Origin of the sequence: Rhodococcus cercidiphylli (assembly GCF_033042225.1) — a bacterium.
Lineage (GTDB): Bacteria > Actinomycetota > Actinomycetes > Mycobacteriales > Mycobacteriaceae > Rhodococcoides.
Map to the genome: position 1 here is coordinate 123421 of NZ_JAWLKE010000011.1, position 22416 is coordinate 145836.

Genomic DNA, 22416 nt, shown 5'->3' on the forward strand with positions numbered 1-22416 from the left:
CAGTACGGATCTGCGCCGATGTCTCGAACATCGTGGGATCGGTGACGCGGTCGATGCCCCAGTCTTGGCCGGTGACGAAGCTCGGGGCACTGTGACTTCCCTCTCCGGAATGCACTACGGACACGAGGCAGTCAGTTGATTCGGATCGTGGTCGTGGCTCCTGGATCCTGGTCCGGTCGATACCCGGTCGGCAACACCGGCCGGGTCGACGCGGGATTGACGCGACCGGTGCCGCATGACCTCGCCGAAGCACAGGGCGGCGGCTAGCAGGCGACATCAGTTCAAACCCGCGTACGAATGCAGTCCGGAGACCACCATGTTGATGATGAACAGGTTGAACAGCATGGCCACGAATCCGGCGATGTTGATCCACGCGGCCCGGGTGTCACGCCACCCGCTGGTGGCCCGGGCGTGCAGGTACGCGGCGTAGATGATCCACGCGATGAATGAGACCGTCTCTTTCGGGTCCCAGCCCCAGAACCGACCCCACGCGGCCTCGGCCCAGATCGCGCCGAGGATGACACCGATTCCGAACAGGGGAAACGCGAAGATGGTGGTCTTGTACGCCAGCACGTCGAGCGAGTGCGCCGAGGGGAGACGAGCGACGATCCGGCCCACTCTGCTGTCGGGGACGGCGTTGTTGTTGGGATATCGGATCCGGATCAGGAACAATGTGCTGGCTGCACCGGAGATCAGGAACACCCCGCTGCCGAGCGAGACGACGGAGACGTGCACGGGGAGCCAATACGACTGCAAGGCTGGTACGACGGGCGCCGCGTTGGCATAGAGCACAGTTCCGGCAATGAAGAGCAGGATCAAGGTCGGCACGAGGACGAACAACCATAGTGTGCGCAGTTGCTCCGAGCGCAGCACGATCAGTCCGGCAAGTATGCCGGCCGCGCATGTGACGGAGACGAATTCGTACATGTTTCCCCACGGCGGGCGGCCAGTGGCGATCCCGCGCAGGACGATCGACCCGATATGCAAAGTGAGTGCGAGCATTACCAGGGCGAGTCCCGTGCGGCCCAGGCGTTCGGACGGGGCTCTTCGCTCGGGGACCGGCACGTATCCCGGTGTCGATGATGTCGCTGCGATCAGTTGCGGATGCAGACTCGAGGCCCGGCTCAGAGTCGCTGTTCGTGTCGTTGCGAGTTGTGCGATGAACAGGATCGCGGCGAGAAGGTAGACCACGAAGGCGGTCTCGAAACTGATGTCGCTCCAGCGGGCGAGGTTGTCGTCGATCGGCATGGCGCTACACCGTTTCTGTATCGAGGGTCTCGGAGTGGTTCTTTGTCCGCGGCGTCCAGATTTCGGTGCGGAGGGTCTCGAATTCGGGTCCCCATCCGGCGTGATCGGTACGGGCGAGCCCGCCCATCTCCACGCTCGATCGGCCTGTTTCGGCCGGGAGTACACGGAACCAGACTCGACGTCGCTTGATCACCAGCGAGACCAACAGTCCGGTCATCATCGTGATCGCGAACACGAGCACCCACAACTGTGCGGGGTCGTATCCGACCTGCAGGTTGGCGAACTCCTTGGCGCCGTTGAATCGAATGTTGGTGCCGTCGGTGAGGGTCGTCGATTCACCGGGACGCAGGTTCACCCGATCCTGCTTGACAAGTCGGCCCTGGTTGATCATCTCCTGGTCCAGGGAGAAGATCGACTGGGGTATGCCGGTGTCGAGGCCGGTATCTCCTTTGTAGATATCCACTGCCACAGCAGGATCGACCAAGTCCGGGAAGCGGGAGGAGAGCAGGGTTCCGTTGAATTGCGCAGTGGGAGCGAAGAGGCCTTCGATGGCGATCTGGCCGCGGCGTCGCTCATCGGCGGTGGCATAGGTCCCGCCGGGTGGATCGAAACGCAACGCCCCGCTACTCAGGAACGTGGTGGCGTCGTCGGGCCGGAACTGCAGGGCCTCGGTTCGACTCTGACCGTCGGGGAAGGTCACGGTGAATTCCGGGGCGTATCCGTGGCCGGTGAGGTAGATGCGTTCATCTCCGAGCCGGAGGGGTTCGTTGACTTTGAGTTGATAGTCGCGCCAGGTGTCTGCGGCGATGTCGTCGGCGGACTGGTAGGAGATGTTCGAGGTGAACATCTCTGCCTGGCCGTTCTCAAGGTAGTCGGCGTTGAAGTCCTTGACTCTGATGCAGAACGGCTCCAGCCCGGTTCCGTCGGTGCTGTTGCCGGCCCGGAAGGAGTCGTAGATGGCGGGCGAGGTGTTGCAGAAACCGGGCCCGTTGTCGGCGATGACGATGACCGATCCTTCGTAACCGAAGAGCTTGCCGATGGCGATGGCCGCGAGCAGACCGATCAGCGAGAAATGAAAAAGTAGGTTTCCCGCTTCGCGGGTATAGCCCTTCTCGGCGGAGAGGGTGAGCGCCCCATCGGGCTCGGGCCTAACGGCAGTACGCCACCCTCTCAAGTGGGGCGCGATGTCGTCGATGACGGTTTTCGGGCTACCGGCGAGAGCGCCCGAATGATGAAGCGGTAGTCGCGAAAGGTTTCGGGGTACGCGAACTGGCTGTGCGCGAAGGGCTTTACCGTGTTCGATCATTCGGGGAGTCAGGCAGCCGATCAACGACACAAACAGTAGGACGTAGATGGCGGTGAACCAGAAGCTTCCGAATACGTCGAACAATTCCAGCGTGTCCATGACGGCCCCGAGAGCCGGGCGCGCTGCGATGTAGGAATCAACCGCCTGGGTGTTGAGATTGCGCTGTGGCAGCAGGGCGCCTGGGATTGCTGCGATAGCGAGCAAAAACAGCAGCACCAGTGCCGTTCGCATCGAGGTCAGTTGCCGCCACCTGTTGCGCACCGCAGCGATTGCTCTGCGTAACCGTCCCTGCGATGTGAGCGCCGGGGTTTGATCAGCTGTCACACCGCCACACCCTTTCGACGATTGCATCTCAATTACTATGCAACATAGTAGTTGATGGGCCGTGTGCAGTTGTGCGCGGTAGTCGCCTGGGCGAGAGGGTAAGTGCTGCAACCACAAACGTGGTACTTGGTCCATCCGGAACGCTGCCGGGCTGCGGTTCGGTTTAGGCCGCTTTCGGCCCCACGGTAGGCGCGGATCGGTTCTTCTACTCATGCCGTCCAAACGCGTTTCATCCCGCGGAGTAATACCTGTGCGGTGAGATCAGGCACACTTGCACTAGCTGTTTTGCGTGCCGAGTACGAAGCGGCGCGGTTCCCTCTGCAGTTGATCGAGGATGTCGCGATGTCCCAACTCGATGAGCGAGCGCCACTACGACTGGCCTACGAGGATGTACTGGTCACCGTGGATCGCGCCGCCGCGCACCTGCTCGATGACGGGCCCGCCGCCCTCTGGGTCACCACGGCCCTGCGCCAACGTCGAACCCAACAATGCCTGGCAGTTGAGGGTGCGGCCCGCATGGAACGCTGGAGGCGTCACCGCACACGGTATTCGTCGCTAGCGCGGGTAGACGGCGACATGGATCTGCTATTTTCGTCGTGTGTGTCCGATTCGGTTGAGCGAGTGTATTCGCCGAATTCTGCTCTGGTCCATCATGGCGGCCACGGCAGTGGCGGTGCTGATGATGTCGCAGGTCGCACACACCACCGCAGAGCCCGGCCACGCTCCGCTGGCTGCGGTCATCGAGAGCGTCCCGGAAATCGAGCACACGTCGGCGCCGGAGCAGGACGAGGGGATCGGCGGTAGCGCGTCCAGTCATCACGACAATCACGGATCCCTGATCGGGTCCGTCCACATAGCGGTGGCGATCCTTGCGCTAGGGCTGGCAATGTTGCTGCGCCGGACCGGATGGACAGTGCTACTGCACCAGCTTCGAGGTCTACAGGCATCGAGATCGTCGCCAACTGAGAGGTCGGTCTCTCCCCCTGCGCCGATGTCCGTGCTCGACGCGGCATGCCTTCTGAGGGTGTGAGAGGTCTGCGTTTGCGCAGATCGGTCCACCTTTCTTCTCGCGCGCCGCCTCCGCGGTGAGGGCGCGAGCCTGCCTCGTCGAGGACAACGCCATGCATATCTTCTTCAACGTTTCATCGTCTACGCCGCACCTTTGTTTCCCTCATCCCAACCCCGCCGCGCCTCCTCCCGGAGTCGCGATCGTCCTTCGCGAGGCCGGGCCGCACGATCTACCGCAGAGCGCGCAGTTGCACCTCGACGAGCTACCGATTGGCCTGTTCCCCGAGCTGGGAGCACGGTTCCTGCGCCGGTGGCACCGCAGCTTCGTCAACCGACGACACGCCATCGCTCTTGTCGCAACCGATAGCGAAGGCGCCGTCGTCGGATTCCTCCTCGGCACCCTCGATCACCATGCCCATATCGGTGATCTACTGCGCGAGAAGATGACCGTGCTGCCGTTGGCTGCACACGCCGGTGCGGCGATGGCAGTCCGCCCGCGCACCGCCATGCGGTTCGTTCGTACGCGTCTTCGCCCCTGGTGCAGAGCGGTGGCGCGCGCTCGGCCCATCCCACTGCCGAACGGCGAACCCGAGACTCCCCCGGCCGACAGTGTCGCCGTCGTCGTTGCGATAGCGGTGAGCCCACGGGTGCGAGGGATCGGAGTGGGTGCACAGTTGCTCGACTGGTTCGAATCCGACTCTGCGCGGGCAGGTGCACGTTGCGCCGAGCTGTCCACCGATCTCGGGGTGGCCGACAATGCAGGCGGCTTCTACGAGCGCCTCGGATGGCAGAAAAGCGGAAACCGTCTCGATCGAGATGACCGGACCATGCAGACCTACCGGCGAGAGCTAGACGGCCGCTGCGGCCGTGCTCCGCTCCCCTTGTCGGTCCCACCAACCCGGACGACCGCGAGCACTGCCCCGTCGACAGAAACGAGACGATGATGTCAAGCACCCGACGAACGGTGTTCGAACTCGTGGGATGCACTGCGCTCGCAGGCGTGCTGCTTGCAGGAGTGTTGTTCCCCATCGTCGGTGGCCTGGGATACGTCTCGAACCGCGCCGCTGACACCGACGACAACGTTTCCGGCGAACTCGCCGAGGGCGTAGTTCCTGCCATCTCGACGATGACGGACGTGGCAGGCAACCCGATCGCGTGGCTATACGAGCAACGCCGTTCCGAAGTGCCGAGCGCGAAGATCTCCAACGAGATGAAGCTTGCGATCGTCTCCGTCGAGGACCGGCGCTTCGCAGAACACCAGGGCGTGGACTGGCAGGGAACGTTGCGAGCGTTCTTGACCAACACCACCAGCGGGCAGGTCGAGCAGGGCGCATCGACACTCGATCAGCAGTACGTGAAGAACTATCAATTACTGGTCGTCGCTGACACCGACGCCGAGCGGCGTGCCGCGATCGAGACCACGCCGGCTCGCAAGATCCGCGAGATCCGAATGGCGTTGTCCTTGGACAGAGAATTGACCAAAGACGAGACATTGACCCGCTATCTGAACCTGGTTCCGTTCGGCAATGCCTCGTTCGGCATCCAAGACGCCGCGCAAACCTACTTCGGTGTCGATGCCAGCGAGTTAACGGCGACGCAATCAGCGATGCTGGCAGGGATGGTTCAGTCCAGTTCGGCACTGAACCCGTACACCAACGTCGAGGGAGTCACAAGCCGCCGAAACCTTGTCTTGGACAACATGATCGAAACCATCCCGAACCGAGCCGCAGAATTCGAGGCCGCCAAATCCGAGCCATTGGGGGTGCTGGCCGAGCCCAACACCCTCCCACGTGGATGCATCGCCGCCGGTGATCGAGGGTTCTTCTGCGACTACGCACTCCAATATCTTGAGGACGCCGGTATCAGCCGCGAGCAGATCGACGAGGGCGGTTATCTGATCAAAACGACTCTCGACCCGGCGGTGCAGAACTCGACCCAGGCCGCACTGACCGCGAACACAGATCCCGACCTCGACGGTGTCGCCACCGTGATGAATGTCGTCGCACCCGGACAGGACGAACACCGCATCCTCGCCATGGGCAGTAGTCGCACCTACGGACTCGATGCCGACGCCGACGAAACGGTTCAGCCGCAACCGTATTCACTCGTAGGCAACGGCGCCGGGTCGATCTTCAAGATATTCACCACTGCCGCCGCGATGGAACGCGGACTCGGCACCAACGCCACACTGCAGGTTCCCCGGCGCGTCGAGGTCAGGGGGTTGGGCGACGGCGGCGCGCGTAACTGCCCGGCGGGCGCTTACTGCGTGGAGAACGTCGGAAACTACCCACCGGCGCTGACGGTCACCGACGCACTGGCGCAATCACCGAACACGGCGTTCGTGAAGTTGCTCGAGTCCGTCGGTGTCACACCGACAGTCGACATGGCAGTGCGGCTAGGGCTTCGCTCCTACACCCTCCCCGGCTCGTCTGGATTCGACGAGCAGAGCATGGCCGACCTCCAGAAAGAGCAAAGCCTCGGCTCGTTCACACTCGGACCTACCTGGGTCAACCCGCTCGAGCTGTCCAACGTCGCAGCTACCCTCGCCTCGGGAGGTACTTGGTGCCCGCCGAACCCGATCGACTCCATCTCCGACCGCGAGGGTGTAGCTGTACCGGTCACACAACAAGCGTGCGAGCAGGTCGTCGAACCCGGCCTGGCCAACACACTCGCCAACGCGATGAGCAAGGACGACCAACCCGGAGGAACCTCGGCATCGGCGGCCGGGTCCGTGGGCTGGACGCTGCCGATGTCCGGGAAAACCGGCACTACCGAATCCAACCGATCCTCGGGCTTCCTCGGCTTCACCAACCGCTACGCCGCCGCCGTCTACACCTACGGTGACTCACCGACACCGGGCCAGATCTGCTCCTTCCCACTGCGGCCCTGCAGCTCCGGGAACCTCTACGGCGGTAACGAACCCGCACGAACCTGGTACGACGCGATGGACCCAATCGCCACGAACTTCGGCCCCATCGAGCTGCCACCGGTCGACGACAAATACGTCCGCGGCTCCGCCAACGGCCAAGTACCTGAGGTCAGCGGCATGAGCCAGTCGTCGGCCACATCGAGATTGGAAGCAGCAGGATTCTAGGTGACCGTCGTCACCACCACCGGTCAGGGCGCTCGCGGTACCGCTACCGGCACATCCCCATCCGGCGCGGCGATCCCGGGATCGCTGATCACGCTGTACATCAGTGACGGCTCCCCCGCCCCCGACCGCACGCCCACGCCAGCGCCGCCCAGTATCGACATTCCCGGCCTGCCGCTACCGCCGCCGCGGTGATCACCCACGACACTCACCCTTGAGACCCCCGCGCACGAAAGGAAACGCCATCACAGTCAGCCGTCGACAACTGCTCACAGCCGCAGCCGTTTTGCCGCTCACAGTCAGCTGCACCATCAACACCGCCGACAGACAATCCCCCAGCCTCGCACCGAGCAGTAACGCATCTCCCGCACGGTCCCCGGCCGTGAGCGCACCGAGCAGTCGATCATCGGCCCCGGTGAATCCGGGGCGGTGGATGCCGACAGCTGGCGAAGTGATGCCCGAGATCAAACGCGCAGCGACGAGCTTCCTCGAAGCAGGTGGCAGCTGGAGCGAGGGAGGAGGAGTACTCGACAGCTTGCGCACCGCAGGGGTATCGCTCGAAGTCGCGGCGACGGCAGCACTGCTTCAACCCGACGAGGCCCTCGCCAGCACCCTGCGAGTGGTGTATCCGCAGTACGCCGGAATCGGTCCAGAGAGTGCTGCAGTGATCGTGCTGTTCGACCAACTCCTACAACGCCCCACGCTCGCGCAGCCGGCTGAGACGACCCGGCAGATGGCACTCGATATCCGGCTCAAGCGCGACATCGCCGCTGGCGCGGCCTGGACGGTGGAAAAGATCAACCCTTTGACCTCTCTTGGGTCCCCAGTACCACTGACCGCCGCTGCGTCGTCGGTGCTGAGCAACCCTCGCATCACGCTCTCCGAGCCTGCACGACTCGACATCGGAACCGGACGCATCAACAACAATGTGCTCCAGATCATGCTCGGACTTGCCGATCGATTCACCTACGCAGTGCAGGTGATGCACACCGGTCACATCCAGACCGTCTTCCCGCACCCGCGCTTGTCCAACCACGCAGTGGGACGAGCGGTGGACATCCGAGAAATCAACGGTCGGCGCGTTGTCGACGATCCCTTCAACAACCCAACGATCTCCGAATTCGTCACTGCGGCAGCCCTACTGGGCGCAACCGAGGTCGGAGGTCCGACCGACCTCAACGGTGACCGTCCAGGATTCTTCACCGACGACGTGCACAGCGACCACGTCCACGTCGGCATCACCCCGGGCGACGCACCGGCGCATCTGCGATGACACCGAACCGGATGGGCACTTCGGCCTGACCTGCCCGAAATACTATGCTGGTTAGTAGTTGAGTGCTCGCCACGGCGAGGCGGGTGAAGGTGTCGGAATTGTTCGCACTCAGCCGATACCGATCGTCGGTGCGATGTCGCTGCCACGGCTGTTCGCCGCCGAACGATCCGCGCTCGTACATCGCCTCAGTGATTGGAGATTAAGTGAATGGAGATGAAGGTCGATGCGTCTACGTCGTCCCGCACATACCGCCCGAGCAGTCACGTCCACCTCAGCCGCCGTATCCGGTCATGTTCACCGCGCCTGACCGGGAGATCACTTGGCGTTGACGCTCAAGCGATTACATCACCGAGCCCTCATCGACAGAACGAGAACCGCACTTTATGTCCATCTCGCTTTCCCGCATCCTGCTGCCGTCTCTGATCGCAGCTCTGTCCCTCGTTGGATGTTCCGCTCCGGCAGCGACTGACGGCGCGGCCGATCCGGCAGTGGTCGACTTCACCTCCTCACTGGCTCATGTGCACGGATTGCACGTCAACGCCGATGGCACCGTCCTCGCTGGTAGCCACACAGGACTCTTCGCCATCGGTTCGTCCGGAAACCTGACCAGGGTCGGCTCTTCCGACGATGACTTCATGGGTTTGTCGGGTGTACCGGCCACCGATACCCTCTTCACCTCCGGTCATCCCGGCGAATCCAGCACGGCGGCGAACCCACTGGGACTGCGTAGCAGCAATGACGGCGGAATGTCGTGGTCGGATCGGTCACTGGAGGGACAAGTCGACTTCCACGCGCTGGCTGCCGATGGACGCATCCTCGTCGGATTCGATGGCAGTACCGGTCTACTCGTCTCCGCCGACAGCGGCTCCACCTGGACTCCCGGCGCCGCTGCGCCCGCGGCGTCGTTGGCGATTACGAGCTCCGGAGTATGGGCGGTGACACCTGATGGACTTCAGCACAGCACCGACACGGCCCGAACATTCTCTCCTGTCCTCGACGCACCGAACTTGGTATTGCTCGCCGGTGCCGGCGATGCACTGTGGGGGATCGACACCGACGGATACGCCTGGCGTAGTCGCAACGGCGCCGATTGGCAGAAGCGTTCCGCAACCGGGTCCGTCGAGGCATTGACCGCGGTCGACTACGACACCGCCTACGCAGCCAGCCCCCAGGCGTTGTACACACTGACGTAACTCGGCCCGGTCGAGACCAGCCCGACAACAGATAGCGACATTTCGACGCGACCGCAGGCGGTCACCCGCGCGGCTGATGCGGGCGCTTGCCGCTGTTGAGCGGCTTACTCCCTCTTCCTCCCCTGGGGTTCGGCCCGCCACGAGATCCCGCGATGACACCGGGGTCCGACTCCGAGATATCCAGGAATGAGGACAACCGAAATACTTGGCGTAGACATACCCATAGGGGGTATAGTTTGCCTTGTCTAGATACCCCCTTAGGGTACTACAGAGCCCATGAACAATGAACGGAACCCGATGAACAACGTGTCAGATTTGTCGTTGACCGACCTTTCACCGAGCAGTGGCTGCGGCTGCAGTTCACCGCAGTCCACGACGACCACAGAATCGAAGGAGGCTCCCATGAGTACGACCAGCACGCAATACACCGTTACCGGCCTCACCTGCGGTCACTGCGCCGACGCAGTCACCACCGAACTCGAAGCGATCGACGGTGTCCACCACGTCAGGGTCGATCTCGTCGCAGGCGGTGAGTCGACGGTATCGGTCGACTCCGAGACGACACTCACTCGAGAACAAGTCACGGCCGCGCTCGACGAAGCGGGCGACTATCACTTGATTGCCGACTGATTCACTCGGTCAGTCCGGACACCGGAAACAGAGAGGTTCTTGGAGCTGTCGGCATCCTCGGCAATTCGGGAGCTCCGAGAAGGAAGGAGCGCGGCCGCATCGTGGTCGTTGACAAGTCGGCGTGGTCCTCTACGACAGAGGGAACGCCTGCCGCCGATTATGCCAGTCGAGAGTCTTCGGGTCGGTTGTTCAGGAGGTCGGCGACCTCGTCGAGCCGCTCGACGCTGCATTGGAAAAAGTCGGTGCCCTGGGGAAAATACTGACGTAGCAATCCATTGGTGTTCTCGCTGGCGCGCCCCGCAGCCACGGGAGTGCGGGTCGCAGAAGTAGGCCTGCACTCCCGTGCCAACGGTGAACTTGCCGTGTCCGGCCACCTTACAACTTTGATCCCGCGCATCGAACGACGCACCGCTGCAGTCAGTTCCAATATCTTGCGCGTCATCGTCCTCCGACACCGTCGACGCCGTAGATCGAGGAAAAGGTGCAGCAACGTCACCAACCTGAACGATCGCCGACCTCGAGCAGCTCCGCGGTGCGTTGCAGCAGATGCTCGATCCGGTCCTCGAGATCGTCGGTGATGCCGGGCACATCGGCCAAAGCGAAATGCGCGCGACGCCGGGCGTCGAGACCGATGCGATAGTAATCCGAATTCAGTACTGCTGAAACGGGTTCCGATACTGGGACAGTCACCTTCGAGTCCATCTCGCCGCGCCCCCGCGGGTGCGGAAGTGCACACCGTAGAACGTGTCGGGGCGGCTCCCCGGAGCGGTGGGCATCGATCACCGTCCCGACCGCAGCTGGCGTCATCGGATCGGCCGGTAACGGCATGTGGCCCCACCGGTCGATCGGTACAGCGACCGGACCCACACTCCGCGGCCACCCAGACATATCGGGAAAAGCGTTCGCCTGCAGATGCTCTGCGAGCAATGTAGTCGAGGGGTATCGATCCGAAAATCGCAGTACGGTGCGCCACCGTTCCCAGATCTCGGCCGGGCGAAACTGTGTCGACTGATTTGCTGCAATCCGGATACCGTGCCGGCCACCGATGCGCACGTCGGGGCCCGCGCTGGTGACGTCCGACCGATCGAGCGCCGATATTGCTCGGTGCGAGAGCCCGGCTCCCGACAACACAAGCAGAACCGCGTCCCTACGACCGAACAACGCCTGCATCGATCCCGCCGAGGGTAGCGCCGAGGCCAGTCCCCAGTAGTGTTCGGCGCGGCGTGCCGTTCGTGCGGACCGCCCGGAATCGAGCGCCATTCGTAGTGCTGTCGTACGCCCGGGCGGAGTATGTCCAGCGTCGAGATGTCGGCGGTTGATCGCGGCGACCCTGCGGAGCTGCACAGCGTCACTCGCGGGGTTCGCAGCCAGAAAGTTCACCAGTGTGATCGGCGAGGCAGGCAGTGGATCGACCTCGGTTGCGATGCACCAGTCGTCGAACAGCGCCCACTCGTAGCGGTAACCGCTCGGCGAGGGAGCAGTAGGTCGGGGGGCTCCGGCGTCGACTCCGGCCGCCGGCATCGACAAGGTATCGGGCTCATCGCGTCGAGCGTGTTCGCCGCTTTCCGCGCTGTCGCCGTGACGCGGATCTACGCCAGGTGACCTGGTCATAGACCGAGGTCGTTGACGGCGTTACCGATCAAAGGCGCGTTCTCGCGGGCGTAGATTTCGACCATCCCCGGGGTGCTGTGTCCGGTCTGACGCATGATCGCGTGCGCGTCGGAACCATTGCGGAACGCTTGGGTGACGAATCCGGACCGTAACGAGTGCCCGCCCAACTGGGTAACGAGATCCGCTGCGTATCCGGCCTGACTGGCTCTGCGACGTATCGCGGCGTGCACTGCTGCGCCGGACAGTGCGGTCTCGGACACGTTGCCGTTCTTTCGGATCGCTCGAAACAAGGGCATCCGACGTGTTGCGACTGGAACCGGTCCGTGGCAGATGTGCTGCTCGAACGGTCCGGAACGCGCCAGTGTACGGATCACAGCGACCCGGCCTCCACTGTCGAACGCGGCGACCACCTGGAGCCAACGGATCCACGCGCAGACCGGGCATGAATCGCGATTAGCTGTGTACGGCAACGCTTTTACCGCTCCGGTGCCGTGCTGGTCGGTCTTGGAGTGTCGCAGGTGCACGTGCGCACCGTCGAGCCGGTCGCGGCGCACATCCCGGCATTCGAGCCCCACGAGCTCGCTGCGTCGAAACGCCCCGGCGTACCCCATCAGCAGCAATGCCGTGTCGCGGCGTTCGAGTACTTCGCTGGCCCACCCTGCTACACCGGAACGAGCGAGAGAGACGATTGTGGTGATATCGGCCGTCAGGAGCGGGGCGCGAGGATTACGTGGCCGGTCCCCTGCCGCGGCATAGTCCCGCCGGATACCAGCGAGGGTGGCGCGCACCATCTCGTGACCGCAGGGATTGTCGTGGCCGACCTGGCGATGCCGGTCGGCGATTGCCGCAATCCACTTACCGAACGTCGTAGCCGCGTACGCGCGCGTCCCGTCGACGGTGAGTGTGTCGGCCGCGGCGACGAGGTATGCGGCCACAGTCGCGGGGTGCGCCGGTAACGAGACATGTCCGGCGGCCGCGCACCAGGTCTCGAATCGTCGCCACGCCGAAGAGTAAGCCCGACGTGTTCCGGCAGAGCGGGACGCGGCCATCGACCGTTCGATCCGGGCAGCCACTTCGGGCAGGAGATCCGGAAACACTGCCGCGTCGCCTGCCAAGACGGACGGGAACGTGGTCGAGCCGTCTATGAGCTGCCGTTCTGTCATGGACAGGACTGTAGCTGCTACCTCCGACACCCTTCTCGAACCCACAAGACGCTCACCTGGCCTTTTGTCGATGATGATGCGGGAAGGAAAATTCTCGGCGGTCACCGCACAAATACCGTTGGTGACTATGACCCCGGCGCGAAAACGGGCTTCTCGGCTGTCGCCGCGCGTGCATCGCGGACGACCCCGCTCCATCGGGCGATAGCTATGTCGGCGGATGTTGCAGCGGGATTCCGTGGTCGAGGAACAGTTGCACCGTCTCATCCAGCTCCGCTGCGGTGCGGCACCCCCAGCGCAGGAAGTTGTACAACGAACTGGCGGATGCGGGATCGACGCGCGCTGCCGCGATGGCGGCCTCAGCCGCAGCGTGCGCGTCAGCCCATAAATCGCGCTCGGGTGCGGGATAAGACGAGCGCGTCGGAGCTGTCCCAGGATCGACCGGCTCATACGGTCGTGGGCTCAGCAGAGATGCGTGCGCACCGCCGGCATCGATCTCACCGTTCTCGACCATCGCAATGCCGATCGCTGCGGCCTCGAGGACTTTCGTCTGCTCGTCCCAGTGCAGTTCTTCGAATGGAACCCACGCTGTCCGCAACGGGCGAGAACGACCGGCGGCCCTCCAGATCGCAACGAGCCTCGTGGCCCACCGTCCGGTGCGAACCAGTGGCGAGGACACTTCGTCGACGACGGTGCGCAGAAGCCGAAACCAGACTGCGGCATGTACCCGGCCTGGGCCGAGTTCCACCCATCCCGTCGTCAGAGCCTCGGTGCTGCGCCGATCGAGGTCCGTGACCGCTGAGGGAACCGAAACGGGCGAGACCCGTTCGTCCGAACCGAACCGGACCTGGTCCCAGAAGATTGCATGACCAGGGAAAGCAGAGCAGGGTTCGAGTCGACAACGGTGGTCGAGGCAGCTGCTCAGCACCGGATATCGGTGCAGCAGAGTCATGTTGATATCAGCAGTGGATTCGAGGCTGTCGAGACATACCGGGCATGCCCGACTGCGCGGAGTGCTCGCCCACGGCAACCATGCTTCGCTCGTGGGTGTGCGGCGTCGTCGATCCTCCCTCGCGAGGTCGGCCGGTAGCAGGATCGAGAGTTGGTGGACGTAGATGTCGAAGTCGCAGTCGGCGGGGTCGGTGCTGTCAAGCAGCCACGGTGTCCACCCCGCCAACGTCATCACCCGCAGCCTCTCTACCGGGACTGCGCCGCGACCGGCCAGCTCGGCGAGTATCCGCTCCGGTGTGTAGCGGTCGAGATCCTCGACAGCACAATCGATATCGAGGTCTGCAAGCAGGTCAGAAGGCTTGATGTGCGGATACAGCTCGCATATCCGGGCCAACCAGGACGAGAGGGCCTCACCTGGCAGTGGCGGCGGGTGCAGCGGCCACGGGCGAACGTACGCATCATCGGGCATCGCCGCGAGCCGCGCGTTCACGCGAGGTGGCGCTCGAACTGGCGGCGTCGCTCCGTGGGACCGACGTACGGAGTGCGCATGAGCACCGATGAGGTGATCGCTTCCTCTCCGCTGTCGACGGCGGTCACTGCTGCGGCAGTGAGCAGCGTTGTCAGTTCACCGATGGTGCCCTCGGAGCGAGTGAGGAGGTAGTCGGTCATCTCCGGTGATGTCAGGTGCGAGGGTTTACGGAGGGGGAAGCTCGTGGTGAAGCTGGCCAGCAGTGATCTGGTGTCGGCAGTGTTGGTCCAGACCGGCAAAGTCATGGGGTGGAATCGGTTCTCCAGCTGGGGATCGGTCCGGATGGCGAGGTAGGCATCGCGGGTTCCGACAGCGACAAGAGGAATGCGTAGTTCATTGCCCAGGAACCGCAGCACGTTCAAGAATTCGCGGCGGACGTTGTCGCGGCCGGCGAGAACGTTGTGGAGCTCGTCAATGATCAACATCTTCACGCCGGTGGCGCGGAGCAGCATCAATGCTTGCTGTTCGAGTTCGTGGACCCGATTGCGGGGCCTGGTCGGGGTTCCCAACGCTAGCAGTGCGCGGTAGAACCGGCCGGGTGACGGGTCCGGGGGCATCTGCATGCACAACACCGGTATCTGCTCGCGGTCGGACAAGCTGATCGGCGGATGAGTGCGCCGGAACTTTTCGATGATCATCGACTTGCCGTTGTTCGTCGGACCGAGCAACAGTAGGTTCGGCATACGCTGTCGGTCCGGCCACGACAGCAACGACTCCAGATGGTCGATGACCGCACGGGCCTGCGGATACCCGATCCACCTCTCCGACCGGATCAACCGGATCCGCTCCGCGTCGTCGAGTGCGGTGAGCGGTCGAACCGACTCCCGCAGGTGCCCCAAATCCTCGCTCGACGACTCGGTGGGTTCGTCGCTGCTTCCTGTCGATGCGGTCATCGCCTCACCATTCCTCGATGTCGCTGAAGACAGGCGTTGCGGTGCCGCCGTCCGCTCGAGGCTCCGCCGGCGGGTGGAGCGCCGGGATCGGTGCAGACGCGTCGCCGGTGAGATGCGTGCGGCGGGCACGGTTGCGCCGGGCTTTGCGGGTGGCTTTCTGCGAGCGGTCGGTGACCTCGCGCATCTGCTCGATCATCGAAAACAGTGCGCTCTCATCGACGTTCGACCGACCTTGTTCGCGGAGACGGGTGATAGCAGCTCTGTGCTCCCACAGTGTCACCGCGGGATGTGACATCGTCCGGTACGGCACCTCGACATAGCCGGCACCGTCTGGTTCGAGGACCCAGATTCTGCTCAAATCGCGTGGGTCACGTCGTATCACGAACCGCCCCAAGTCCTCTCGACGCGCAACCCACGGTTTGAGCGCGTTCGAGAAGTAATGCACGTGATCTAGAACGAAGCCCGTGCGCGTCAGACGTCGCCGGATGACGGGAAGAAAGTCCACAAGGAACGCAGTTTCGCCGAGCACCACACGAGGGGCGTGACCAACTGCGGCGACCTCGCCGGCCCACACGGCGGCCGGAGTGTTCCCAATCCCTGTGTGAACGCTCGCGTGATACGAGGCTATGGCCAGGACCAGCCAGCGCTCCAACTCACGCAATGTCAACGCCGCGTGCTTGTCCGAGTCGTAACTTCCTCGGTCCGCTGGGTTCGAGAAGGTGGTCCCAGGCAGCTCGTGCACCGCCGTCATCGCCGTTCCGATGATTCGTTCGACGATCCCGCCGTAGTGCGGTCGGCCCGGAGGGCGGTATTCGAGTGTGATGGCGTGCTGGGCGCATCCGCGGCGCAGCGCTTCGCTTTTGAACTCGGAGGCGTTGTCGAGATACAGCTGTTTCGGCTTCCCTGCCATCGGCCACTGCACCTGCTCCGCGAGCTCGCATGCCTCCAGCCATGTCTGCTTCTCGCAGCACACGCGGCCCAGGCACAACCCGACCGATATCGACGACGGCGGCTCCAGAGTGACGACGAACCCGAGTACGGAACGGCTGAAGGCATCGATAGCGATCGTCAGGTAGGGGCGGCCGATCGGTTGCCGCTCGTACTCGTCAACGACCATCAGATCGACGACGGTGTGGTCGATCTGGACCTGATCGAGAATCCCCGCAACCGCCGGTGGAACGTCGCCGGCGGACTGACGCGGCCGGGCGGCATCGGGTCCCCCGCGTGACCTGGCCACCGATGCCGGATGGAGCGCGGCGATTCGTGCGGTGACGGTGTTTCTGGCCGGCACTGGCAGACCCGCGCGGTGGCACGCCAGTGCTATACGTCGGTGCAGCGCAGCGACACTGAGCTTCTGGCGGTGAAGAAAATATCGGGTGAGATGATCGCCGATCACTTCCTCGACCTCAGCCGTCACTCGGCTGCGGCCACGCCCTCCCGACGAGACCTTCGTCAGAAGATCGGTGACTGTCCCCGTCCCGTTCCTGAGCCTGCCGACCAACGTGTAGACCTGCCGCCTGGACAATCCCAACCGTTGCGTGGCATCGTCGACCGCTTCCGAACGCACCGGATGCATCTCCAGCAAGGGAGCCAGGACAGCGAAACGGGCCTCAGCCTGAGACCACCGCTCCCCCGACGCTGTCAGCACACCGGTCTCCACGACGTCGAGCTTGTCGGGGTCCATCACAAGCCTCCCTGTCACCGAGAGCCGAGCGTGCGACCGTGCACCGCACTTCTGACATCAGAATGTCAGAAGACACGTGCACTCACCCTCGAAACGCCTGCAAAGAGTGCAGCCGTCTTCTGAAGTTGACACGAATTGTCAGTTTCAGAAGGCGGCTGCACGATGTCAGAAGTCCCCTGCACTAGCACTCCGCGTTCCTACGCCTACGTTTGGTTGTTGCCGAAGAGGGCTGCAGTAATCCCCGACTGGTTGACGCACTATTAGCGTGGGGTTACTGATTTGTCTTGAGTTGTCGACTCCACTCTTTCGCGGGTGGTGATCGATACGTCGTGAAGACAGGCTGGAAATGCGGATTCACTTCCGGGCCAAGGGTACTGAGATCGAAGGATGCGGCACACGTTGTGGCAGCGCGGTCTTCGACGAAGCCTTACTGGTCGGCGTTGGGCTGCGAGTTGAGGATCGCGGCTGGCCACGTATGGCTGTTGTCGCGCGAAGTTCTTGATCCGACACTTGTGGCATGGGCGGCGAGAAAGTCGTCGACGATTCGGATGCAGTCGTCTGCGTGGATGTGACGCAGACCTGTAAGGCGAGCGAACACTATCGGTCCGAGGAGCTGAATGAGGGCGAAGGTGGTATCGAGTTCGCCGAGCACAGCGCGGGCGTCAGGGGCCGTGAGAATCTGATCCAGGGACTTGCGGTATTGCTCTATGACACGAGCCCGAAGTGAGACCACCGCGCCAGGATCGAGATCGCGCCGGCTGGCGTCGCCGCTGTTGACGGGTCCCATTGCCAGCCACGCCAGCGTGGTCATCTGCACCGGAGCTTGGTCGATGAGGTCGGCTTGGGTGGTGAGCAACGAAATCAGACGTTCGCGTAGCGGACCGGTATCGATAGCAGTGTCGACTGGGGGTAGTAGTCGCTCGAAGGTTGCAGCGAGCAGGTCGGTGGTACTTCCGAAGTGGCGGTACAGCGTGGCACGTGCAACCTTCGATATGCGGGTGACCGCCTCCACGGTGACCGCCTCGACACCGCCGGTGGCCAGCAGCTGGCCCGCCGCTTCGAGTAACCGGTTACGTGAGCGCGCCAGCCGGGGGTCGGCCGGGCCCTCGGTTGCAACGGGAGGGTCGACCATGAACGGGCTCCGCTCCATTTGACTGACAAGACATGTCCTAGCTTGACCATTCTGTCACACCCGCAGAGTTATGATACTAATAGTCTCGTACCGAGACGATCAGTCTCGAACTGAGAGGCTGGCCGTTGAACGAACGTAGATCCGACTCTGCCAGCGTCGCTCGATGGAGCGGTGCCCAGTGGTGGATGTTGATTGTGTCGTGCATGGCGGTCGCGTTGGTGGTGGCCGCAATGGCGGCATTGTATTCAGCGTTGCCACAGATCGCGGTCGCGACAGGGGCAACGCAAGCTCAACTGACCTGGATAGTCGACGGTTATACGCTGGTACTGGCGTGCTTCGTTCTGCCTGCCGGAGCGATCGGTGACCGGTACGGTCGCCGCGGGGTGCTCGTGGCGGGGTTGGCGTTGTTCGCTTTCGCGTCGGCATTACCCTTGTTTCTCGCTGACCCGACGTGGCTGATCGCAGCTCGCGCGTTGGCTGGGGCGGGTGCGGCGCTGGTCATGCCCTCGACGCTGTCGATACTGACCGCGGGATTTCCACCGGCGCATCGCGGTCGCGCTGTAGGTGTGTGGGCCGGGGTTGCTGGATCCGGGGCGGTCCTGGGCATCCTCGGGGCTGGAGTGCTGCTCGAACAGTGGTCGTGGACCTCGGTGTTCGTCGGGTTGACCGTCGCCGGAGCGGTTCTGGCCGGGTTGGCATGCAGTATCGCGGAGTCCCGCCAACAGGAACATCCACCGGTCGATTGGGTGGGCGCTGTGACCGTAGTGGTCGCAGTCGGGGCGATCGTCTTCGCTGTGATCGAGGTTCCGGCCCGTGGCTGGACGGATTCGCTCGTCGCCATCAGCACTGCGGTGGGCTTGTTCGCGGTCGTGGTGTTCGTCGTCGTAGAACTACGTTCCTCGGCACCCCTACTCGATGTCCGGTTGTTCGCCCGCCGTGGCTTCGGTGCCGGCGCACTGTCTGTCTGTATCCAGTTTCTGGTGACCTTCGGGGTGTTCTTGCTGTTGGTGCAGTATCTGCAGTTGATTCTCGGTTATGGACCACTCACCGCCGCATTGGCGTTGACCCCTATGGTCGTGCCGCTCATCGCGATCTCGGTGATTGCACCCTGGCTGTCGAACATTGTTGGGCTGCGGGTGATGACCACTGTAGGTCTGCTCACCATCGCGGCGGGACTGGTGATGGTGAGCAGACTGACCGTCGCGGCGACTTACCCTGACCTGCTGTGGCCCTTGCTCATCATGAGCGCGGGTTTAGGGTTGTGTACCGCTCCTGCGACTTTCGCCATCGTCTCGGACACTCCTGAGGCCAAGCACGGGGTGGCTGCCGCGGTCAACGACGCAGCTCGCGAAATCGGTGCCGCGATTGGGATTGCGGTAGCCGGTAGCGTGCTCGCGGCCGGTTACGTTCAGCACATCCAGCCGGCTCTGCCCCAGCTACCCGAGCCTGCCCGTGGTCCGGTGGCCGATTCTCTGGCCGCCGCGTTGCAGGTCGCCGACCGCGCAGGACCAGCTGGCCAGCCGCTGGCCGAGTTCGCCAAAGCCGCATTCGTACACGGAAGTGGTCAGGCGACACTGGCGTTGGCGGCCCTGACCGCCGCAGGGGCACTCGTCCTCGCCGTCGTTGCACCAGGTAGACGCAGCCGTACGACAGCCACCGCGGGTGATGGACGTCGGTGAAGGTCGGCCAGGATGTCTATTCTTCGGTGTGATTCGTGTCTGTGGCCCGGAGTTGGGCTCGGGCTTGGGACTGCATGAAGTGTTCGACCTCGACAACCACGAACAGGGCAGTAGCGGTGGCTACCGAGCGGCCCTGCGCATCGTCCATCGTGGCCGTGAGATCCAGTTTGCGCCCATCACGAGACCGAACCGCAGCACGCAACACGTATGGAGTGCCGAGCAGAACCGGCGCTAGATAGTCGAGCTCGAGACGCCGCGTCACGGCGAGCTCACCCACTGTGTAGAGCAGGAAGCCGAACAGATCGTCGAGAACGGTCGCCACCGCGCCGCCGTGTGCTATCCCGGGTGCCCCGACATGACGCTGATCGAACACATGGTGAGCCACCACGCCGTTCTCGTCACGCTGGACCGACAGGGCGTGGCCGTGCGGGTTCTCCGGCCCACAACCAAGACAGTCGGGGTGGTGGGGCGGTAGATCAGGCGACTCGGAAGTCGTGCTCCAGAACGAGCGCGCCCAGTTCTCGATAGCGGGGCCGGCCGACCCGCTGACCTCGTCCGGAATTCTCTTCATGGTCGGACCTCTCTGTCGTGAAAAAAACTGTGCCGAGTCTGTCGCGTCTTCGCGCGCTCGGCCTGCACCGCTGTCAGTTTCAAAAGACAAACTGCACTATGTCAGAAGTCAACTGCACTAAAGGATCGACCAAGCCGACATAGCTTAAAGAGAGAAGTGATTTGCCGCGAGGATTTCGGACCTGGAGATGACTATTCTGAGGCCGCGTTTGCGGACTGCCCGTAACTGTAGTGGACATCGTTCGGGGTTCGGTATCCGAGCGACGAATGTCGTCTGCCATGAGCATGGGACCAGAGTGACCTGACCCCTGCCAGGGTGAGGTTGCCCTTGGCTGGGGCGTAAACACGAAATGCCCTGTGATGGTGTGAGAATAGTTCTTGTCTAGGGAACATTCCAGCCACCACGAAGGGCATCTCGCGAATGCAACTATCTCACACCCGACCTGCCTCGGCCGAATGCTTCGACGACCCCAATCTCTGCCGCTCCGCGGCCGCAGGCGAGGCCTGCGCGCCTCGCATCAAGATGACCGTGCTCTGAGGTCGATTTGTTGCGCCCAACGCTTGAAGGAGGGCGTCCAGCGCGATGTCCTCGTTATCGAATTCCAAGATTGCATGGAGGTCGTCGCGGAGTGCGCAGCGGGCGCAGAAACGGGCTCGGTAGCGTTCGCTTTTCGTGGTTGCAGGCGTTCGCAGCGCAGGTCGAGCGCGATGCCGGCGCACTCTTGGCGCTGATCGCGGAGTTGAACCGTCAGATCGGCGACCTCGAAGCCGAACTGACCCGCCATTTTGAAACACACCCGGACGCTGACACGCAACGCCGCCATCTACCTCTCCCTGCCAGGAATCGGTGTCATCCTCGCCGCCCGGGGCTCGGTGAATTCAGCGACGACGTCGACCGCTACACCAACGCCAAGTCTCGCAAGAATTACGCCGGTACGTCACCCCTGACAGTTGCGTCGGGCAAGAAGCGGGCCGTACTGGCTCGACATATCCGCAACCGGCGGCTCTACGATGCCATCGACCGGTGGGCGTTCTGCGCCCTCAGCCAGAGTCCGGCCGCTCGCGCGTTCTACGACCAACACCGTGCTACCGAAGACCTCCACCACCAAGCGCTCCGCGCACTCGCCAACAGACTTGTCGGGCTCCTGCACGGGTGCCTACGCCACCGCACCGAATACGACGAACACACCGCTTGGGCACACCGCACCGCGCAACAACCCGACGCAGCTTGACAAGTTACAATTCTGGGATATCTAGGATGATTCAGTCCATTTTGTGGCGGGACGCGAAACCGGGATGGCTGAATGGCAGACTGCGTGAGAAGGCCACGCCTACGGTTGCGGCCGCGCCGTCGATGATTCCCCATGTCGTCTCTGATAGGTGTGCGGCGAAGAACGTATCATCCACCCCTTGCTCACGACCGTTGTCGATCCACCACTGAGTCGCAGATAGACCAGAACCCAGAATGGACGCCACGGCCAAGGGAATGACCGAAGTATCTGCGTGAACACGCTGAAGACTTTCAGTGAACCGATCGGCGACGACCTCCATCACCGACCTCAGTTCGTCAGCAACTCCGCCATTTCCCGATCCGGAGTACTGAAACAAGTGATTCGCCATAAGGAATCTGACGACCGTGGGATACTGCCCGACGAGCGTGACGTAGCTCTGGACGGACGAGCGAAGCATGTCGTCAACCGAAAGATAATCTTGGTCGGCGAGAATAGTGACTTTCGCCGAATCCCACATCAACGCACCGAGTTTCGCCGCCACCGCCGCGTTCAAGCCCGCTTTGTCGCCAAAGTAGCGATACAGCTTTGGTTTAGATACACGGGCCTCCGCAGCGATGTCGTCCATGCTGACGCCTGCACCATACCGTTCGATGATCCGTATGGTCGCGTCGACCAGCTGCGCGCGTACCTCGACTCTATGCTCATCCCAGCGGGTGCTACGGGCATCGGCCACTCGACGCTGCACCTGAGATGGAGTAAATGAAACGCGGCGGACGAATGACATTATGGGGTTAACAATACCCGGAAGGGTCCTCTCAAGCGAGTCGGGCTGGAGAGCCGTTCGCTGAAACCTCTCGGTTCGCTCGCAGCGGTTCGGCACCCTCCCTCAAGCAGCCGATCGT

General features: G+C 63.1%; 18 protein-coding genes and 3 pseudogenes. 9 read left to right on the forward strand and 12 right to left on the reverse strand.

Annotated features, from left to right (window positions below):
* Positions 1 to 135: 135 nt before the first annotated feature.
* The gene (locus R3P95_RS23755; protein WP_080733457.1) at positions 136 to 267 is read left to right on the forward strand and encodes a DUF3703 domain-containing protein; all 132 of its coding nucleotides are present in this window, start codon (positions 136 to 138) and stop codon (positions 265 to 267) included.
* A gap of 9 nt (positions 268 to 276) precedes the next feature.
* On the opposite strand, the gene ccsB is transcribed toward R3P95_RS23755, so the two are convergent.
* The 3 genes from ccsB to R3P95_RS23775 all read right to left on the reverse strand — a co-directional run bounded on the left by ccsB (position 277) and on the right by R3P95_RS23775 (position 3415).
* Positions 277 to 1248, reverse strand: a complete 972-nt coding sequence (ccsB, locus tag R3P95_RS23760) for a c-type cytochrome biogenesis protein CcsB (protein ID WP_032375699.1) — start codon at positions 1246 to 1248, stop codon at positions 277 to 279.
* A 4-nt stretch (positions 1249 to 1252) separates the two neighbouring features.
* Positions 1253 to 2905, reverse strand: a complete 1653-nt coding sequence (gene resB / locus R3P95_RS23765; RefSeq protein ID WP_052061714.1) for a cytochrome c biogenesis protein ResB — start codon at positions 2903 to 2905, stop codon at positions 1253 to 1255.
* Between the two features lie 342 nt (positions 2906 to 3247).
* A complete protein-coding gene (locus tag R3P95_RS23775) occupies positions 3248 to 3415 on the reverse strand; it encodes a hypothetical protein (RefSeq protein ID WP_155288775.1) in 168 nt (55 codons plus the stop codon).
* A 115-nt stretch (positions 3416 to 3530) separates the two neighbouring features.
* Here R3P95_RS23775 and R3P95_RS23780 point away from each other — a divergent pair, with 115 nt between their 5' ends.
* The 6 genes and pseudogenes from R3P95_RS23780 (at position 3531) to R3P95_RS23805 (ending at position 10073) form a co-directional block, all read left to right on the forward strand.
* Complete coding sequence (locus R3P95_RS23780; RefSeq protein WP_155288774.1) at positions 3531 to 3908, forward strand: hypothetical protein; 378 nt, start codon at positions 3531 to 3533, stop codon at positions 3906 to 3908.
* Positions 3909 to 3999: 91 nt separating this feature from the next.
* Entirely contained in the window at positions 4000 to 4830 is an 831-nt protein-coding gene (locus tag R3P95_RS23785) for a GNAT family N-acetyltransferase (RefSeq protein ID WP_317549679.1), read from the forward strand.
* Positions 4830 to 7172 (forward strand): annotated as a pseudogene (locus R3P95_RS23790) (transglycosylase domain-containing protein). Before R3P95_RS23785 ends, R3P95_RS23790 begins: the two are co-directional and overlap by 1 nt.
* Before the next feature lie 238 nt (positions 7173 to 7410).
* A complete protein-coding gene (locus R3P95_RS23795; RefSeq protein WP_032401331.1) occupies positions 7411 to 8250 on the forward strand; it encodes a hypothetical protein in 840 nt (279 codons plus the stop codon).
* 383 nt (positions 8251 to 8633) lie between these two features.
* A complete protein-coding gene (locus tag R3P95_RS23800; RefSeq protein ID WP_032401329.1) occupies positions 8634 to 9443 on the forward strand; it encodes a F510_1955 family glycosylhydrolase in 810 nt (269 codons plus the stop codon).
* Between the two features lie 402 nt (positions 9444 to 9845).
* Positions 9846 to 10073, forward strand: a complete 228-nt coding sequence (locus R3P95_RS23805) for a heavy-metal-associated domain-containing protein (protein ID WP_094686187.1) — start codon at positions 9846 to 9848, stop codon at positions 10071 to 10073.
* A gap of 129 nt (positions 10074 to 10202) precedes the next feature.
* On the opposite strand, the pseudogene R3P95_RS26215 reads toward R3P95_RS23805, so the two are convergent.
* The 7 genes and pseudogenes from R3P95_RS26215 to R3P95_RS23835 form a co-directional block, all read right to left on the reverse strand.
* Positions 10203 to 10417: pseudogene (locus tag R3P95_RS26215) on the reverse strand (transposase); the annotation flags it as partial.
* Positions 10418 to 10565: 148 nt separating this feature from the next.
* Entirely contained in the window at positions 10566 to 11684 is a 1119-nt protein-coding gene (locus tag R3P95_RS23810; RefSeq protein ID WP_317549680.1) for a hypothetical protein, read from the reverse strand.
* The gene (locus tag R3P95_RS23815; RefSeq protein WP_317549681.1) at positions 11681 to 12847 is read right to left on the reverse strand and encodes a site-specific integrase; all 1167 of its coding nucleotides are present in this window, start codon (positions 12845 to 12847) and stop codon (positions 11681 to 11683) included. Before R3P95_RS23815 ends, R3P95_RS23810 begins: the two co-directional genes overlap by 4 nt.
* Before the next feature lie 205 nt (positions 12848 to 13052).
* Entirely contained in the window at positions 13053 to 14264 is a 1212-nt protein-coding gene (locus R3P95_RS23820; RefSeq protein WP_317549682.1) for a TniQ family protein, read from the reverse strand.
* A 17-nt stretch (positions 14265 to 14281) separates the two neighbouring features.
* Positions 14282 to 15217 carry a TniB family NTP-binding protein gene (locus R3P95_RS23825; protein ID WP_317549683.1) on the reverse strand — a complete coding sequence of 312 codons (936 nt, stop codon included), beginning with the start codon at positions 15215 to 15217 and terminating at the stop codon, positions 14282 to 14284.
* A gap of 4 nt (positions 15218 to 15221) precedes the next feature.
* Positions 15222 to 16901 (reverse strand): Mu transposase C-terminal domain-containing protein, encoded by a 1680-nt coding sequence (locus R3P95_RS23830; protein ID WP_317549684.1) that lies wholly within the window; start codon positions 16899 to 16901, stop codon positions 15222 to 15224.
* Between the two features lie 427 nt (positions 16902 to 17328).
* Positions 17329 to 18033 (reverse strand): TetR/AcrR family transcriptional regulator, encoded by a 705-nt coding sequence (locus R3P95_RS23835; RefSeq protein WP_008720417.1) that lies wholly within the window; start codon positions 18031 to 18033, stop codon positions 17329 to 17331.
* A gap of 203 nt (positions 18034 to 18236) precedes the next feature.
* Between R3P95_RS23835 and R3P95_RS23840 the strand changes: the two genes are divergently transcribed.
* Entirely contained in the window at positions 18237 to 19712 is a 1476-nt protein-coding gene (locus R3P95_RS23840) for an MFS transporter (protein ID WP_394855464.1), read from the forward strand.
* Between the two features lie 16 nt (positions 19713 to 19728).
* Here R3P95_RS23840 and R3P95_RS23845 read toward each other — a convergent pair whose 3' ends face one another.
* A complete protein-coding gene (locus R3P95_RS23845) occupies positions 19729 to 20283 on the reverse strand; it encodes a PaaI family thioesterase (protein ID WP_008720413.1) in 555 nt (184 codons plus the stop codon).
* A 715-nt stretch (positions 20284 to 20998) separates the two neighbouring features.
* On the opposite strand from R3P95_RS23845, the pseudogene R3P95_RS23850 reads away from it, so the two are divergent.
* Positions 20999 to 21514 (forward strand): annotated as a pseudogene (locus R3P95_RS23850) (transposase); the annotation flags it as partial.
* A gap of 31 nt (positions 21515 to 21545) precedes the next feature.
* Here the strand turns inward: R3P95_RS23850 and R3P95_RS23855 are convergent.
* Complete coding sequence (locus tag R3P95_RS23855; RefSeq protein ID WP_008720409.1) at positions 21546 to 22298, reverse strand: TetR/AcrR family transcriptional regulator; 753 nt, start codon at positions 22296 to 22298, stop codon at positions 21546 to 21548.
* Between the last annotated feature and the right edge of the window lie 118 nt (positions 22299 to 22416).